The organism is Candidatus Pelagibacter sp. HIMB1517, assembly GCF_052047895.1.
Classification (GTDB): domain Bacteria; phylum Pseudomonadota; class Alphaproteobacteria; order Pelagibacterales; family Pelagibacteraceae; genus HIMB114.
On the sequence record NZ_JBNAIW010000002.1, the window covers coordinates 18,707 to 36,168 of the forward strand.

Sequence of the window (17,462 nt, forward strand, 5' to 3'; positions counted from 1 at the left end):
TTACCTATAAGGTTTATCCAATTTAATGTTATTTGCGATTTCAGACTCCCAACGATCGCCATTTTCGAGAAGCTTTTCTTTTGTGTAGTATAATTCTTCCCTGGTTTCAGTTGTAAATTCGAAATTAGGTCCCTGAACAATTGCATCTACTGGACAAGCCTCTTGGCATAAACCGCAATATATACATTTCACCATATCAATGTCGTATCTCGTGGTCCTTCTTGAACCATCATCTTTAGGCTCTGACTCAATGGTAATTGCTTGAGCCGGGCACGCAGCTTCACAAAGTTTACAAGCTATACATCTTTCTTCACCATTAGGATATCTTCTAAGAGCATGCTCACCTCTAAACCTTGGACTAATGGGACCTTTTTCAAAAGGATAGTTGACTGTTGCTTTTGGCTTGAACATAAATTTGATTGCTAAATATAATCCTTTAACAAACTCACTTAAAAATATTGTTTTTAATAATCTATTAAATTTCATATTAATTCACCGGCAACATTTTAAAATAAACTAAAAAACCTGACACAAGAATTACCCAAGCTAAAGATACAGGTAAAAAGACTTTCCAACCTAATCTCATTAATTGATCATATCTATATCTAGGAACAATTGCTTTAATTAATGCAAAAGCAACAAACAATAAAAGAATTTTTAGAACTAACCATAAAGGAGAAGGTATTGCATTTAATGGAAAAATATCTGCTGGAGGTAACCACCCTCCTAAAAATAATATAGAACCCATAGCACACATTAATAAAATATTTGCATACTCACCTAACCAAAAAAGAGCATACATCATACCGGAATATTCTGTTTGATAGCCAGCAACCAACTCTGCTTCTGCCTCTGGTAAATCAAATGGTGGTCTATTCGTCTCTGCTAAAGCTGATATAAAAAAAATTACAAACATTGGAAAAAGTGGAATTGCAAACCAAACTTTTTTTTGTGCAACCACAATATCAATTAGATTCAAGGATCCAACACACAACAAGACCGTCACTATAATAAAACCTATCGAAACCTCATAAGAAACCATTTGCGCAGCTGATCTTAACGCTCCTAAGAAAGGATATTTTGAATTTGAAGCCCAGCCCGCCATAATAATTCCGTAAACACCAAGAGATGAGACAGCGAATAAATACAAAATACCAACATTGATATTAGCTACATAAATATTTTCACCAAATGGAATTACTGCCCATGCCAATAAGGCCAATGACATCGTAACAACTGGGGCTAAAATAAATATTACTTTATTTGCACCAGCAGGAATTATAATTTCTTTAAAAATATATTTTAAAGCATCCGCTGCAGTTTGAAGTAAACCAAAAGGTCCTACAACATTTGGTCCTCTCCTTAATTGAACCAAACCCCAAACTCTTCTATCTACCCAAACAATCATTGCTACCGCAATAAGAACAGGTACGAGTAAAAACATAATTTTTAAGACATCAAAAAATATGATATTTAAATAATTGTTTAACATTAATTTTCTGTTCCAGTTTTTCTTGGTTGTTGTTTAGCTAATTTGCATTCATTCATTGTTTGAGAAGATCTTGCCACAATATTCGTTTGATAGTAATCGATATTATTTATTTCAATTAAATGGTCTTTTTTAACATGTCTTTCAATTTTAAGATTTTCAATATCTGATGGTTGAATTTCATCATAAACGCCTAAAGATTTATGTTCACTAATCATTTCTTCTCTTAAACTTTCAAAAGAAACATAATGATGATTAGATCCTTTGCTTTTTGCAATATCATTAAATATTTCAAAATCTTCTTTTGCAAAACCTGGAGGGTAGCTGGCTTTATAAGATCTTTGTACCCTTCCTTCTAAGTTTACAAAAGAACCATTTTTTTCTGAATAAGCAGCGCCTGGTAAAATTACATCAGCAATTTTAGAATTTTCACCACCATGAGAACCTTGGTAAATAATAAATTGATTGTTTTTTTTATCTATATTCACTTCATCAGCATTTAATAAATATAAAACATCAGCATCATAAACTTTCTGCAAATTTTCTGTTTGCAAACCTAAAATTAATGAACCTACATTTGATGCAGACTGGTGAAGTATATTAAAGCTATCTAATTTATTAATATCTTTTAATAATGTTTGAACTGAAGAAATTACATTTTTAGATATTTCAGATTTTAAAACACTCTCACCTATTATAATTACAGGATTTTTTGCTTCTTTTAATAGTTTTGATTCTGAGATATTGCCAAATACCAAATCATCTAAAATTGAAATATTATTACCAATAACCTTAAATTTATAATGCTGATCTCCAGGATCTCCGATTGAGAATACTTTGCATCCAGATTTAACTGCTTTTCTAATTCTTGAGCTTATTATCGTGGCTTCTAATCTAGGATTTGCTCCAACTAATAAAATAAAATCAGCTTCATCAATTTTACTTATTGTTGTGTTAAATTTAAAATTAAAAGTATTTGATGTATCGAATAAAATATCCTTTTGTCTAAAATCAACTAATTCAGAATTAAAAACATTATTAAATAACTTTTTAAAAGCATAACTTGTTTCAAGATCAACAAGTTGACCAACTAATCCACCAAAAGTTTTTTTATTTTCTAAGTTTTGATTTATAAAACTTAAAGCTTCTTTCCATGACACCTCTTTAAATTCTCCATCTTTTTTAATGTAAGGTGCATCTATTCTGTTATTTAATAAACCATCACAAGCATAACGGGTTTTGTCTGATATCCATTCTTCATTAATTTCATCATTAATTCTTGGTAAAACTCTTTTAACTTCCCAGCCTTTTGAATCCATTCTAATATTGGAACCAACAGCATCCATAACATCGATAGTTTCAACTTTATTAAGCTCCCAAGGTCTTGCTTCATAAGAATAAGGTTTTGAAGTGAGTGCACCAACGGGACATAAATCAATTACATTTCCAGACATTTCAGATTCAATTGTGTTTTCTAAGAAGGTTGTAATTTCCATATTTTCACCGCGATTAATTGCTCCTATTTCAGAAACCCCTGCTACTTCTTCAGAAAATCTAACGCATCTAGTACAGTGAATACATCTATTCATGTGAGTTTTGATTAAAGGACCCATATATTTTTGATCAACTGATCTTTTGTTTAATTCATATCTGGATCTACCACCTCCATAATTAAATGCCTGGTCTTGAAGATCACATTCACCTCCTTGATCACAAATCGGACAATCTAATGGGTGGTTAATTAATAAAAACTCCATGACGCCTTCTCTTGCTTTTTTTACCATCGGAGTATTTGTTTTTATCACTTGTCCATCCATTACAGGCATCGCACATGATGCTACAGGTTTAGGTGATTTTTCCATTTCAACTAAACACATTCTGCAATTACCAGCTATTGATAATCTTTCATGATAACAAAATCTTGGAATTTCTTTTCCTGCAGCTTCACACGCTTGCAGTACTGTTGACCCAGCTTCAACTTCTACTTCTATTCCATCAACAGTTACTTTTGGCATTAAGCAATCTTTCTATTAGCTAAGTTTGAACACTTCTCTTCCATTTGTTCTCTAAAGTGTCTTAATAAACCTTGAACTGGCCAAGCTGATGCTTCACCAAATGCACAAATCGTGTGTCCTTCAATTTGTTTTGTAACTTCTAACAACATATCAATTTCATGTATTTCAGCATCACCTCTATTAATTCTTTCCATCATTCTCCATAACCAACCAGACCCTTCCCTGCATGGAGTACATTGACCGCAACTTTCATGTTTATAAAATCTTGAAATTCTTGAAATGCAAGAGACGATATCTTGTGATTTATCGATCACAACTATTCCTGCAGTTCCCATCCCACTTTTGGCTTCTACCAAAGCATCAAAGTCCATCAAAATATTATCACAAACTTTTTTTGGTAATAGTGGCATTGAAGACCCACCTGGAATTACTGCTTGCAAATTATCCCATCCGCCTATGACGCCACCCGCATGAGTTTCAATTAATTCTTTTAACGGTATGCTCATTTCTTCTTCAACGTTGCAAGGGTTAACAACGTTACCTGATATACAGAAAATTTTTGTTCCTCTATTTTTAGGTCTTCCAAAAGATGCAAACCATTCGGGTCCGCGTCTTAAAATTGTAGGTACAACCGCAATAGTTTCCACATTATTTACAATTGTTGGACAGCCATACAAACCAACTAATGCTGGAAATGGTGGTTTTAATCTTGGCTGACCCTTATTACCTTCTAAACTCTCTAACAATGCAGTTTCCTCACCGCAAATATATGCACCGGCACCGAAATGAATATACATATCAAAATCCCAACCACTGCCAGCTGCATTTTTTCCAATTAAATTTTTTTTATAAGCTTCATCGATAGCTTGTTGTAAAACTTTACCCTCATTAACGTACTCTCCTCTAATATAAACATAACAAGCTTTAGCTCCCACAGCGTATGCAGCTATCAAAGAGCCTTCGATTAATTTTTGTGGTTCATATCTAAGTATATCTCTATCTTTGCAAGTTCCTGGTTCAGACTCATCCGCATTGATAACAAGATAATGAGGTCTATCAGTAGTTGGTTCTTTTGGAGCAAAAGACCACTTCATTCCAGTTGGAAACCCTGCACCACCCCTTCCTCTTAATTCAGATTTTTTTACTTGATCAATGATCCACTCTTTTCCTTTTGCAATAATTTCTTTTGTATCTTTCCAATCACCTCGGTTTAATGCGTTAGAAAGGTTAAAGCTTTCATCTCCATATAAATTTTTAAAAATTCTATCTGTATCTTTAAGCATTTTTATTTAATAGTGTTGTACGGTTTTGAATTGGCTCTGAGCCTTTTCTCCCGGATTGAGAACCTATATTTGGCAACTTACCTTCTTTAAAACCTTTAATGATAGTCTCAGCTTTTTCAGCATTTAAATCTTCAAAATAATCATCATTAATCTGAACCATTGGAGCGTTAACGCAAGCTCCTAAACATTCAACTTCTATCCATGAACTATCTAATTCCTTATTTAAATGTCCTTGTTTTTCAGAAATATGTTTTTTGCATACTTCAACAACTTTTCCTGATCCTCTAATCATGCATGGTGTTGTTGTGCATACTTGAACAAAATATTTTCCAACAGGTGCTAGATTATACATTGTGTAAAACGTAGCAACTTCATATACCTTAATATATGTAATTCCTAACATATCTGCGATTAATTGAATTGCAGCAAGTGGTATCCAATTATTATTTTGTCTTTGAGCGATATATAAAAGAGGCATCACCGCACTCTTTTTTTTATTCTCAGGATACTTCTTTAAAACCTCTTCAATCTTCTTTTTATTTTCATCTGTAAACGTAAAAGATGAAGGTTGATTTTTAGCTACATGTTTTCCGCTCATCGATCAACTTCTCCAAAAACAATATCCATTGATCCGAGTAACGCTGGAACGTCAGCTAACATATGACCTTTAATTAAATAATCCATTGCTTGTAAATGTGTAAAACCTGGTGCTTTAATTTTACAACGATAAGGTTTGTTTGTTCCGTCAGCTACCAAATAAACTCCAAATTCACCTTTTGGAGCTTCAACTGCTGCATAAGTTTCACCTTTTGGAACACTATAACCTTCGGTGTAAAGTTTGAAGTGATTGATCAATGCCTCCATTGAAGTTTTCATATCTGATCTCTTTGGAGGTCCAACTCGAGTATCCAAAGTCATAATCGGACCATCTGGTAAATTAGAAAGAGCTTGAATTATAATTTTTACACTTTCTCTCATCTCTTCAATACGACAAAGATATCTGTCATAGCAATCTCCGTTTTTTCCAACTGGTACTTTAAACTCATAATTTTCATAACCATCATATGGCTGAGATTTTCTCAAATCCCAAGGTATGCCTGAACCTCTAATCATAACTCCTGAGAAACCATGATCTAAAGCTTCTTGAACAGAAACAATTCCAATATCAACATTTCGCTGTTTAAAAATTCTATTATCAGTTAATAAATTTTCTAAATCATCAATTACTTTTGGGAAAGATTTACAAAACTCTAGAATATCCTTGTCTAATCCGGTTGGTAAATCAATATGAACTCCGCCTGGTCTAAAGTAATTAGCATGTAATCTTGAACCTGAAACTCTTTCATAAAATACCATTAATTTTTCTCTTTCTTCAAACCCCCAAAGAGAAGGTGTTAGCGCTCCAACATCTAAAGCTTGTGTGGTGATATTTAAAATATGACTTAAAATTCTACCAATTTCACAAAAAGCAACTCTGATATTTTTAGCTCTGATTGGAACGTCAATGTTAAGTAATTTTTCTACAGCAAGCGCAAATGCATGCTCTTGGTTCATCGGTGCTACGTAATCCAATCTATCAAAATATGGAACGGCCTGAGTATACGTTTTATGCTCTATTAGCTTTTCAGTTCCTCTATGCAACAATCCAATGTGTGGATCTGCTCTTTCAACTACTTCTCCATCCAATTCTAAAATGAGTCTTAAAACACCGTGCGCAGCAGGGTGTTGTGGTCCAAAGTTTAAATTAACTGTTTTGAATTCTTTAGACATTATTCCCCACTCTTTTCTTGTTCTTTTTTAATGTAATCAGGACCTTGCCAAGGACTTTTAAAATCAAAATCTCTATAGGCTTGTTGCAACTTTACTGGGCCGTAAACTACTTTTTTTGTTTCTGAATCGTATCTAACTTCTTTATAACCAGTTAAAGGAAAATCTTTTCTTAAAGGAAAACCTTCAAAGTTATAATCTGTTAAAATTCTTCTTAAATCAGGATGATCGCTAAATTCAATCCCATTCATATCGAAAACTTCTCTTTCCAACCAGTTTGCAGAAGGAAATACATTGGTTAATGTTTGAATTTTTTGCTGATCCTCTAAATCAATTTTAATACTTATTCTTAAATTATTTTCATGACTTAAAAATAAATAAATAATTTCAAAACGTTTTTCTCTATTTGGATAATCTACTGCAAGAATATCAACTAGTTGTCTAAATTTTAAATCTGAATGTCTTTTTAATTGAACAACATTATCAATCAATTGATCTACATTGCAGTGACAAACTAAATTATCATTTTGAAGTTCAATTTTAGCAAATCTAAAATTTGGGCTTCCTTCAATGATAGTTTTCACTTCATCTAATGATTTCATTATCGTTGTAAAGATCCTTCTCTTCTTATTTTTTTTTGTAATTGTAATATTGCATATAATAAAGACTCTGCACTTGGAGGACATCCTGGAACATAAATATCAACGGGAACAATTCTATCGCAGCCCCTCACTACAGAATAAGAATAGTGATAATAACCACCACCATTTGCACAGCTACCCATTGAGATAACATAACGGGGCTCTGGCATTTGATCATAAACTTTTCTCAAAGCTGGTGCCATCTTGTTTGTTAAAGTTCCTGCTACAATCATAACATCGGATTGTCTTGGTGATGCTCTTGGCGCTGCGCCAAATCTTTCAAGATCATATCTAGGCATTGAAGCTTGCATCATTTCAACTGCACAACACGCAAGTCCAAATGTCATCCAATGTAATGATCCAGTTCTCGCCCAATTAATTAAAGTGTCGCTTGCAATGGTAACAAAACCCTTTTCAGAAAATTCTTCTGCAACTTCTCTAAACTCTTGTGGAATCTGATCTAATTTTGACACCGCACTCATACTATTCCCAATCTAATGCTCCCTTTTTCCACTCATAAATAAAACCTACGGTCAAAATAAATAAAAAGAACATCATCGACCAAAAACCTAGTAAGCCAATATTTCCTAAAGAGACCGCCCATGGAAATAAAAACGCAACTTCAAGATCAAAAATAATAAATAGAATTGCTACTAGATAAAACCTAACATCAAATTTCATTCTTGCATCATCAAATGCTTCAAAACCACACTCATAAGCAGAAAGTTTTTCTGGATCAGGATTGCTTGGAGAAAATAAAAAATTCACAACAATAAAAGCAAATCCAAGACCAATAGAAATGAAAAGGAATATTAAAATAGTTGCGTAATCTCTTAAAAAATCGAATAACATTTGAGCATGTTTATATAGATAATCAAGCTTGGATAAATGTGTATTTTTGACCTTTAAGATCTAAATTGTGAACTGTTTCCAATCGATTTTAAGTTTTTTGTTACGATTAATTGAGTTTAATAGGGCTTTTAATAACGGTAACTTATTTTGGCCAACTAAAGTTAAAATTTTCTTACCAGCCGACTTCACTACTTCTGCACCTTCAACAGTAACGCCCTTCATTTGTTTTTTAATGATTGATTTAAACAAATAACCTTGTCCCAAATAAGAACCCAATTTTGCATTTCTTCCGCCAAGAACACTTACATATAAATCTCCAGCTCCAGCTAAACCAAAAACAGTTTCAGAATCTCCACCAAACTTTTCGGCAATGTATTTCATTTCTTTCAATGATTGTTCAAATAAACCTGATGAAGAATTAAAAAAATTTTCTTTTTTATTTTTTACTAAATCACCAACCTGACCTATCGCAGAACCAATGACGGTTGCATAGATATTTTTTATTGCAGCACATATTTCAGCTCCCTGAATATCTCTTGAAACTTCAGGATGATAATATTTATTTTCTAAAATCTTTTTCACATAGAGTGCATACGAAGTATTTCTAGATGCAAACAAAGTTCTTGTGTGGGCTTTATTAATCAACTCTTTTGCCAAGCATGGACCCGCAGACATAATAATTTTATGATTAAAACATTTAGTAAAAAAATAATCACTTATTGGTACTAATTTTCCCTTAAGTTGTGCAATCCCTTTAGTAATTAATAAAATTGGACAATCTATTTTTAATTTATTTAAAATTTTAATCGCCCAGTCAATTCCTTTAGTATTTGTTCCAACTATAATTAAATTTATACTATCGTGATTGATTAAATTAATTTCATCCTCATTATAAAAATGAATATTTTTTGAATATTTTAATTTAAGCGACTTATCTTTTCTTGTTTTTTTTAAGATATTAATTTTTTTTCGATCAAAAGGACTTCCGATTACAGAAGTTTTAGTTTTATTATGATCTAATAAAGAAGTGTAAGCATTACTTGCAACACCAAATCCTAAAACTAATGTATGAATTTTCATCTTAATTTAAAATATTTTTTCAAAAATAACTGTATCAAAAAACCTAGTAAGATTAAAAACAAAAACATTAAATTACCCATAACTTGAAATGGAGTTTTTTTGTTAAGGGTATTGTAAGTAGAGACAAAAGATGACTGTTTATAAGGCGAAGAAATATTTGACGAAACACCGTAAGGGTTTATGCTGGCTGACAATCCTTGATTAGTTGATCGAAAAATATGTTTTCCCTCTTCTATTGCTCTAAAAATAGAATGAGAGAAATGTTGATATGTACCAATTGATCGATTGAACCAAGCATCTTCTGATAAATTAAATATTACATCATAATTATTTTTATTTATATTTAAATTACCGGTATCTATAACTTCGTAGCAAATAAGTGGTAATATCAAATTTCCATTTATATTAATTTGATTTCTATTTTTACCTTTTGAAAACGATTGGTAACCAAAAGTAACTTTTTTTAAATTTAGTTTTGCAATTAAACTTTCAAAAGGAATAAACTCTCCAAAAGGAACAAGGTGAATTTTACGGTATTCATTAACCACTTCACCACTTGCATTAAAAACTATGAAAGTATTATAGATTTTACCTTGCTCATCCTTAGTATTTCCTCCTAATATAATTTTTTGATTATCTTTAAATTTGTCTTTAATTATATTTTTAAAATTATTTTTGCTGACAAAAGAATACGAGCCCTCAGGCCATAGAAAAATTGAGTTATTTTTTTTTTCATTAGGTTTACTAATTTTGATTAAATTTTTTAAATAATCATCTGGATAAGATGATATTTCAATTAAACCTTCATTAGGTTGCACAACTACAACCTCTTGATCTTTAGTCTCTAATTTAATTTGAAGTCTTCCAGTACCATACATGTAATTAATACCTATTATTAAAATAAAAATTAACATTCTGTTCACTGACTTTCTTTTGTTCTCACAAAAAAATAAATATGGAAAACAGAAGAAAAAAATGGTTATAAAATTTAAACCAAAGGTCCCAATAACATTTAAAATCTGAATACTTTGTATTTCATCACTTAAAGCGTAGACAAATAAGTTCCATGAAAACCCTGTAACGTAAGATCTAATATATTCTGTTAAAGCTAAAATGATTGTAAAATTTAATATAAAAAAAAAACCAAACTTAAAAAAACGTCTAAAAATATAAAAACCAAATCCATAAAACAAAGATAAGACAAAAGGTAAACCAATTATTGCAAAAGGCTTTAAAACCAAAACTTCAGGGTCAAAATTTAAAGAGTAACTAATCCAATATAAAGAAAAAGAAAAATAACCAAAAGCAAAACTCAAACCATAAATAAAGAAAACTTTTGGCCCATTAAGCTCGTTAATTTTTAATAGATATAAAAGTGCAGGAAAGATAATAAAACAAAAACTCACATTATTATATGGTGGCAATGAAAAAGAAAGTAATGCACCCAATAAGAAAATTATTATAAAACTAAATTTACTTTTTAAAAATTGTTCAAAATTCATTTTACTAATGAATATAATTATTTAATTGGTAATTTATCTGCCTTCCAAGAAGACTTATAAACTGTATCTGATCTTAAAAACCCATCTGAAACATTAAATGTTTTAAATCCTTTTTTTTCAAAAATTTCAGCTGCATTTTGTGAACGAGCTCCACTTCTGCATATAAAAAAAATATTTTTATCCTTGTCTAAATTTAAATTATCAATCTCTTGTTCAAAATTTGGGTTGAACTCTCTTTCTTCACCCTTTTGGAATTGATATGATACAAAATGAGTAACAAGTCCCAATGCTTCACCATCCGGTCTTCCAACAACATCCCATTCTTCTGGAGTTCTAACGTCAATTAAATAGTGACCGTCTTTACCTGCTAAATCTTTAAGTTCTAAAGCTGTAATTTGTTTGACCATAATTTTACTTTTATCTTACTAATTAAAAATAAAAAAGTATTGATTAAAGCGGTTAATTTGGGTTCGTTTGTCCAACTTATAAAGTCATGTGGGAAAGTGTAGGATTTTGTAAGATGGTGCCCAAAGAGAGAATCGAACTCCCGACCTACTGATTACAAATCAGTTGCTCTACCAATTGAGCTATTTGGGCACGTGGCGATTATTATAATTAAATTCTCAAAAATACAAATGAATTGTTGAGTTAAATAAAGAAAAAAAATAAATAACTATCAATGATTAAGCAGTATTTTTGCAAGTGTTGTAATAAAAAACAAACTAGTTTTTTGACGCCTAAAATTCTAAGAAAATCAATCTACCAAGATCAATATGAAATAATCTTTAAAAAAATTTGCAACCACTGCTCTCAAAATAATATCTATCTTTTAAAAAAATCTTCAAAAACGTATGAATTAAGATGGAAGGAGCTAAGTGATCTTGAAGAAAGAAATATTGATTTGGAAAATGAAATACATCGAATTGAAGAGAGGCTAAAATTTAGAAAGAAAAATCAAAAAATTACAAAAAAAGAAGAAGATTGGTTTATTAAAAAAATAAAACAGATAAAAACAAGTAACCAAAAAGAACTAGATAAAGTAAAAAAAGACTATAGAGCTAAAATTGCAATTAAACTAAAATATAAGACAAAATGATCAAATCGATAAAATCAAACTTAAATCAATTTATAATAGGTAATGATGATAAAATAGAATTATCAATGGCAGCAATTATTGCTGGTGGAAGTATTTTGTTAGAAGACCAACCAGGAACTGGAAAAACAACCTTTGCAAAACTTATTGCAAATAGTTTAGGTTTAGATTTTAAAAGAATTCAGTTTACATCAGATATGTTACCATCTGATATTAATGGCTTTGTTAAATATATTAACAATGAACCAAATTTTCAAAAAGGTCCTATTTTTTCTAACATTATTCTTGCTGATGAATTAAATCGTGGAAATCCAAAATGCCAAAGTGCTTTTATGGAAGCGATGGAAGAAAAATCTGTAACCATAGATGGATCAACGCACAATCTTCCACAACCATTCTTTGTTATTGCAACACAGAACCCAACTGAGCAAGTTGGTACTTATCCATTACCCGAGTCTCAGCTTGATCGTTTTATGATTTCATTTTCAATGAATAAGTTAAATCACGATCAAGAAAAACAAATTTTAAAACAAAAAAGTAATAACCAAGATATTAATTCATTAAACATTAATATTCAAAAAACTATGAATGAAGTTAACCAAATTGAATGCAATGATATTGTAATTAGCTATATTCAAAGTTTAACGGAACAAACTAAAAAAATTAAATTTGAAACCATTCTGTCAACTAGAACTCTTCTTTATACTGTTCAAATCTCAAAAGCTTTGGCTTATTTAAATGAAAAAAAATATGTCACATTTGATGAGGTACAAAAAACATTTCCTTACATATTAAAACATAGAATTAAAAATGTTGATTTTGGAGTTGATATTTTAGGATATATTCAAAAAGAAATTATCGAAAAAGTACCTGTACCTCGTTAATGATTTCTAAAGCATTAAATCATTTTTATTTCAAAATTATTAGAAAAAAACTAAAGCAATACCCAGATCCAAGTATCAATAGAAAAAACATTTATATCTTTCCAACAAAAGATGGATTTCAATTAGGATTATTTTTAATCACCGCTCTTATTGCATCAACAATTTATCAAATTAACCTTGGATTAATTATCCTGGTTACCCTTTCGGTTCTATTCTTTCTTTCAATTTTAATTACTTATGAAAACTTGAACCACATACAAATTAAAGACTATGAAAATATTATTGATAGCAATGGAAAAGAGCCTTTAAAATTAATTATAAATAATAGTTCTAAACAAAAAAAAATTAACCTAGACATTATTGATAACAAAGATGTTTTAAAGTCTGAGACTTTTAATTTAAATACTGGCGCTAATATCATATCATTTACAAACCCTTTTCTAAAACGAGGGTGTTATGATTATCCTTTGCTTAAAATCCAAACGATTTTTCCATTTGGAATTACAAAAGCATGGAATTGGTTTCAGCTAAAAGAAAGGTTCTACGTCTACCCTTCACCTATAATGTATTTTAAAGATCTAAATCATTTTTTAGTTGAAACTTTAAAATATAAATCAGATTTTAGTGAAGATTTTGATGGAATAGATCAGTTCCAAGAAGGAATGAGTGAGAGTAAAATTGCTTGGAAAATATCAAATAGTAAGGATCAACTTTATATTAAAAAATTTGACTCAAAGTCAGAGTCTAAGAAAATACTCATAGATTATAATCAAATCCCAATTCAAGATCATGAAAAAAAACTTGGTATTATGGTTTTTCTATTAAAGGAATGTCTTCAGCAAAATAAAATTTTTGCCATAAAAATAAAAGATCAATCCTCTGATTTTGGAGATAACAAAAAACACTTTGAGCATTGTTTAAAACTTATTGCGGAGGCTGATTAATGAACATTTATTTTAAATTATCAGTATTTATTATTCTCTCTCAACTTGCGTTGATGTTTCAAAAGCTTGAATATGAAAACTTTTTATATGTTCTTGCAATTACAATCACAGTTTTATTTATTAAATATAAGAACATTATCATTCATGCCTTAATCAGGCATCCATCTTTAATTATATTAATGGGAATTCAGTTTGTATTTGAAGATTATACGATCACTAAGGATTTTTTTATTAACTGTCTTTACATTCTTCTTTTATTTAAGTTCTTAGAAACAAAGAAAAAAGATTACTTTTTCTTTGTCGCGCTATCTATTTTTGTAACCATCTCAAACCTGATTAATAACCAAAATTTATTAAGCAGTATCATTAGCGGTTCATCTGCAATTACTGCTATTGTTTTATTATACCTAATCAATCAAAAAGAGCTAATCACTCTAAACATACAAAACTTAAAACGAATTGTACTGATTAGCGTATTTACAGTTCCTATTATTATTCTTACCTATCTTTTCTTCCCAAGAGCAGAAGTAAAGGTAAGTTTATTTGCTAATAAATCAAACAACCTTGGAATTCCTGATAAAATTTCACTAGGCTCATTTCAACAAATCACGCTTGAAGATGAAGATGTATTTAATGTTAAATTTTTTGAAAAAGTTAATCAAAATCAACTTTATTTTAGAGTGAAAACCTTTGAAATACTTGATCAGTTAAAAAATTGGAAAAGTATTAATACCAAAGTGACTTTTAAAAAAAATGATCAAATTATTAAAAGATCAAAAGATCAACTTAAATATGACCTTATATTATTTAATCACGGGAAAAATTGGGTACCAGTTTTAGATTATACAACCCCAAGAACTTACGACTCTAAATTTGATAGTTACAATTTAACTTACCGGTTATATCAAAAAATGAATACTAAAAAGAAATTTGCATTTTTTGCTCAAAGCATCTCTCCTATCACCAATTTAAGCGTCAAAGAAAAAAGTTACTATTTACAAATTCCAAATACCGTAGACCCAAAATTAATCACTTGGGCTCAAGATAAAAAAATAAATAAATCTGATTTAGAGTTTGCTGAGTCCTTAATGAGTCATTTTAAAAACCAAAATTATTTTTATAACCTAAAGCCCAATCCCATTGGCAACAACTATTCCAAATTCTTTTTTGAAACGAAAGAAGGTTACTGCGAATATTTTGCGGGAACCATGGCCTTACTATTAAGAGCCGCTGATATTCCTTCTAGAATTGTCACTGGTTATTATGGAGGTCGTTACAATAACTTGGGTGATTTTTATACTTTCTCTCAGGAAGATGCGCATTCATGGGTTGAGGTATGGATTAGTAATACAGGCTGGGTAAGGTTTGATCCAACACAAGTTATACCGCCTAGTAATATAAAAAATACGATTAACAGTTTTGAAAGAGAAGAAAACAATATTGCCATTGAACAAAACGAATTTGTAAAATTTTTTGGAGATAAAGGTTTGAATCTCTGGGTTAAATATATCGATTATCAATGGACCAATTTTTTAATTAATTATGACTCTGACCAAAGAAGTAAGCTCATATCGCAAATTAAGTCTCTTAATCAAGCAACCATTTTTGAGATCATAAAATATATTATCTTATCAATCACATCATTAATATTTGTGTTGGTAATGTTTGTTATTATAAGAAAAAAGAATTATTCCGATTTATTGTTTTTTTTAATTATAAAAAAACTAAAACTTAAAGTTAAAAATTATGAAACTCATCAAGATATAATTAGCAGAGCAAATATCACTGACACATTAAAAAAGATAATCTTAATATATGAAGAGAGTAAGTTTTATAAGAAAAGGTTAAATTTAATTCATTTTATAAAAATACTCTTTGATCTAGCTGTTTCATCAAGTAAAACGGCACGATGAATTTAATTTTAAAAAAATTTATTAAAGATCCAAAGAATATTGGCGCCATTGCACCCTCATCAAATCGTTCTGCAAAAAAAATTGCTGAACTCGTAAATCTAAAATCTACTAAAAATATTATTGAAATTGGTGGAGGCACAGGCGCGCTGTCACAGTTTATAAAAAATAAAAACCTAACAATTATTGAGCGAGATAAAGATCTTTATGAGGTTTTAAAAAGGAAATACAAATGTAATAATATTGTTCATAGCTGCGGTTTAGCATACCTTAAAAATGTAAATGAAGAATACGGCTTAATAATATCGATTCCAATGATGAAAAATGATGTAAAATTAAACTTAATTAATATTATCAATCAACATTTATCTGAAAACAAAATTCAATGGTTTATTATACTTGGATATCGGTATTTTAATCAATTTGAACAACTTCGATTTAAAAATAAAAAAAGACATTTAGTCATCAACAATATTCCTCCAGCATTTATATGGCATTATTTTTAAAAAAATATCTTATTAATTTTATTTTTTTATTTTTAGCTTTTGCACTATTTCAAAAAGTTATTTGGATTAAAGATTTTTTTGGAATGAGAACCAATTATATTGAAATATTATATAATTTTACTGTCAATTATAATGGGGTGAAAGATATCCCTTTTCATTTTAAAATGCTTTTTATAAGGAATATTTTAATCTACCCTTTCCTTGCTGCAATAATTTGGATGTTTTTGTTAGAAAAAGCGAAAACAAATACAATTGTCATAGACTTTTTTGAAAAAATTAAAGACTTAAAATTTATTAATATTGTCACAAAGATAAGTTTTAAATTATTGTTAAATTTTAAAGTTTATTTTCTAATAAGCTTATTTTTTTATTTTCAAAAATTAGATTTTTTTGATTTTATTTTAGTAAATAAAGATTTAAAAAATACTAAACAACTCTATTACAATCCAAATAATATTGAATTTAATAATCCTGCACAAAAGAAAAATTTAATCCTATTTTTCACAGAGTCTTTAGAGTATCAAATAAGATCATTAGATCTAAAAAATCCTATTCAAAAAATAGATGATATCAAAGGTAATTACATTAATAACTTTAAACATGCACCTGCAACAGGCTTTAGTATTGGTGCGGTAGTTTCAAGCCAATGTTCTGTACCTTTTTATCCAGCAATTTCTATGAATTTAACTTTGTTTAAAAAAAATGAACTCATGTGCCTTAGTGATGTCCTGGCAAACTATAATTATGAACAAATCTTTTATATCACCGTTTCAGGTGATTTTCATCTATTTGGCAATTTTAACAAAGAACATAGTTTAAAAGTCATTGATAAAAATAAAATTGTTGAAGACGGTCTACCTAAAGAAAGATTAACTGGTTGGGCAGACGGTGTGCATGATGATGATTTTTTAAAACATGCCAGCAAAAAAATTATTGAATTACACAAATCAAAAAAACCCTTTAATGCAACAATTATTACTACCGACACTCATTTTCCCTACCTAATCTCACCACGATGCAAGGAACCTGTAAAATTAAGTAAGAACAAAAAAGAGGAATATTTTAATAAAATTGTCAGATCATACAGATGCTCAAGTGAATATATTAGTAATTTTTTTAATGAGCTTGAGGAAGCTGGTGTTCTTGATAATACTGTTGTTGTTATTACGGGTGATCATACTATGGCTAATAAAAAAGAATTTACTATTTCTGAAAGTTTAGACAGAAACATTTACTTTAAGATGAATAATATAAAACCCTTTTTAAGAGATAAAATTAATCACTTTGATATTGCACCAACTATTTTAGATTCATTAGGCTTTTTGCCGCCTGATAATTCTAGATTTGGTTTTGGTGTATCAGCGCTTAGAGATGACTTTGACTATAAGTCTCATTATGAAAAAGTTATGGATAAGAAAATTGTAAGTGATTATTTGATTCACGAATTATTTAATACATCCCAATAAAAAAGGCCTCAAATCATTGAGGCCTTTTTC

At 29.7% G+C, this 17,462-nt stretch carries 18 protein-coding genes and 1 tRNA gene; 6 read left to right on the forward strand and 13 right to left on the reverse strand.

The window, feature by feature from the left end:
- The 13 genes from nuoI to ACTTAT_RS01710 form a co-directional block, all read right to left on the reverse strand.
- Complete coding sequence (gene nuoI / locus ACTTAT_RS01650) at positions 1-486, reverse strand: NADH-quinone oxidoreductase subunit NuoI (RefSeq protein ID WP_440679315.1); 486 nt, start codon at positions 484-486, stop codon at positions 1-3.
- A gap of 1 nt (position 487) precedes the next feature.
- The gene (gene nuoH / locus ACTTAT_RS01655; protein WP_440679316.1) at positions 488-1,492 is read right to left on the reverse strand and encodes an NADH-quinone oxidoreductase subunit NuoH; all 1,005 of its coding nucleotides are present in this window, start codon (positions 1,490-1,492) and stop codon (positions 488-490) included.
- The gene (gene nuoG / locus ACTTAT_RS01660) at positions 1,492-3,504 is read right to left on the reverse strand and encodes an NADH-quinone oxidoreductase subunit NuoG (protein WP_440679317.1); all 2,013 of its coding nucleotides are present in this window, start codon (positions 3,502-3,504) and stop codon (positions 1,492-1,494) included. Before nuoG ends, nuoH begins: the two co-directional genes overlap by 1 nt.
- The gene (gene nuoF, locus ACTTAT_RS01665) at positions 3,504-4,787 is read right to left on the reverse strand and encodes an NADH-quinone oxidoreductase subunit NuoF (RefSeq protein ID WP_440679319.1); all 1,284 of its coding nucleotides are present in this window, start codon (positions 4,785-4,787) and stop codon (positions 3,504-3,506) included. Before nuoF ends, nuoG begins: the two co-directional genes overlap by 1 nt.
- Entirely contained in the window at positions 4,780-5,385 is a 606-nt protein-coding gene (gene nuoE / locus ACTTAT_RS01670) for an NADH-quinone oxidoreductase subunit NuoE (protein WP_440679320.1), read from the reverse strand. The genes nuoF and nuoE overlap by 8 nt, the downstream gene beginning before the upstream one ends.
- Complete coding sequence (locus tag ACTTAT_RS01675) at positions 5,382-6,557, reverse strand: NADH-quinone oxidoreductase subunit D (protein ID WP_440679321.1); 1,176 nt, start codon at positions 6,555-6,557, stop codon at positions 5,382-5,384. Before ACTTAT_RS01675 ends, nuoE begins: the two co-directional genes overlap by 4 nt.
- The gene (locus ACTTAT_RS01680; RefSeq protein WP_440679322.1) at positions 6,557-7,156 is read right to left on the reverse strand and encodes an NADH-quinone oxidoreductase subunit C; all 600 of its coding nucleotides are present in this window, start codon (positions 7,154-7,156) and stop codon (positions 6,557-6,559) included. The genes ACTTAT_RS01675 and ACTTAT_RS01680 overlap by 1 nt, the downstream gene beginning before the upstream one ends.
- Positions 7,156-7,677, reverse strand: a complete 522-nt coding sequence (locus tag ACTTAT_RS01685; protein ID WP_440679324.1) for a NuoB/complex I 20 kDa subunit family protein — start codon at positions 7,675-7,677, stop codon at positions 7,156-7,158. Before ACTTAT_RS01685 ends, ACTTAT_RS01680 begins: the two co-directional genes overlap by 1 nt.
- A 1-nt stretch (position 7,678) precedes the next feature.
- Positions 7,679-8,047 carry an NADH-quinone oxidoreductase subunit A gene (locus tag ACTTAT_RS01690; RefSeq protein ID WP_440679326.1) on the reverse strand — a complete coding sequence of 123 codons (369 nt, stop codon included), beginning with the start codon at positions 8,045-8,047 and terminating at the stop codon, positions 7,679-7,681.
- A gap of 60 nt (positions 8,048-8,107) precedes the next feature.
- On the reverse strand, positions 8,108-9,127 hold the full coding sequence (locus tag ACTTAT_RS01695; protein WP_440679327.1) for a glycerol-3-phosphate dehydrogenase: 1,020 nt from the start codon (positions 9,125-9,127) through the stop codon (positions 8,108-8,110).
- Entirely contained in the window at positions 9,124-10,629 is a 1,506-nt protein-coding gene (gene lnt / locus ACTTAT_RS01700; protein ID WP_440679328.1) for an apolipoprotein N-acyltransferase, read from the reverse strand. The genes ACTTAT_RS01695 and lnt overlap by 4 nt, the downstream gene beginning before the upstream one ends.
- Before the next feature lie 17 nt (positions 10,630-10,646).
- Positions 10,647-11,036 carry a rhodanese-like domain-containing protein gene (locus ACTTAT_RS01705; RefSeq protein WP_440679329.1) on the reverse strand — a complete coding sequence of 130 codons (390 nt, stop codon included), beginning with the start codon at positions 11,034-11,036 and terminating at the stop codon, positions 10,647-10,649.
- Positions 11,037-11,150: 114 nt separating this feature from the next.
- Positions 11,151-11,226 (reverse strand) — tRNA-Thr (locus ACTTAT_RS01710).
- Positions 11,227-11,308: 82 nt separating this feature from the next.
- On the opposite strand from ACTTAT_RS01710, the gene ACTTAT_RS01715 reads away from it, so the two are divergent.
- The 6 genes from ACTTAT_RS01715 to ACTTAT_RS01740 are packed head-to-tail and all read left to right on the forward strand — an operon-like array spanning position 11,309 to position 17,432.
- Positions 11,309-11,725, forward strand: coding sequence for a hypothetical protein (locus tag ACTTAT_RS01715; protein WP_440679331.1), 417 nt, complete (start codon positions 11,309-11,311; stop codon positions 11,723-11,725).
- Positions 11,722-12,606 (forward strand): AAA family ATPase, encoded by an 885-nt coding sequence (locus tag ACTTAT_RS01720; protein WP_440679332.1) that lies wholly within the window; start codon positions 11,722-11,724, stop codon positions 12,604-12,606. Before ACTTAT_RS01715 ends, ACTTAT_RS01720 begins: the two co-directional genes overlap by 4 nt.
- Positions 12,606-13,550: a hypothetical protein gene (locus ACTTAT_RS01725; RefSeq protein ID WP_440679333.1), complete on the forward strand. Its 945-nt coding sequence runs from the start codon at positions 12,606-12,608 to the stop codon at positions 13,548-13,550. Before ACTTAT_RS01720 ends, ACTTAT_RS01725 begins: the two co-directional genes overlap by 1 nt.
- Complete coding sequence (locus ACTTAT_RS01730) at positions 13,550-15,463, forward strand: transglutaminase family protein (protein ID WP_440679334.1); 1,914 nt, start codon at positions 13,550-13,552, stop codon at positions 15,461-15,463. The genes ACTTAT_RS01725 and ACTTAT_RS01730 overlap by 1 nt, the downstream gene beginning before the upstream one ends.
- On the forward strand, positions 15,460-15,966 hold the full coding sequence (locus ACTTAT_RS01735; RefSeq protein WP_440679335.1) for an rRNA adenine N-6-methyltransferase family protein: 507 nt from the start codon (positions 15,460-15,462) through the stop codon (positions 15,964-15,966). The genes ACTTAT_RS01730 and ACTTAT_RS01735 overlap by 4 nt, the downstream gene beginning before the upstream one ends.
- Positions 15,951-17,432, forward strand: a complete 1,482-nt coding sequence (locus tag ACTTAT_RS01740; protein WP_440679336.1) for an LTA synthase family protein — start codon at positions 15,951-15,953, stop codon at positions 17,430-17,432. The genes ACTTAT_RS01735 and ACTTAT_RS01740 overlap by 16 nt, the downstream gene beginning before the upstream one ends.
- Positions 17,433-17,462: the final 30 nt, after the last annotated feature.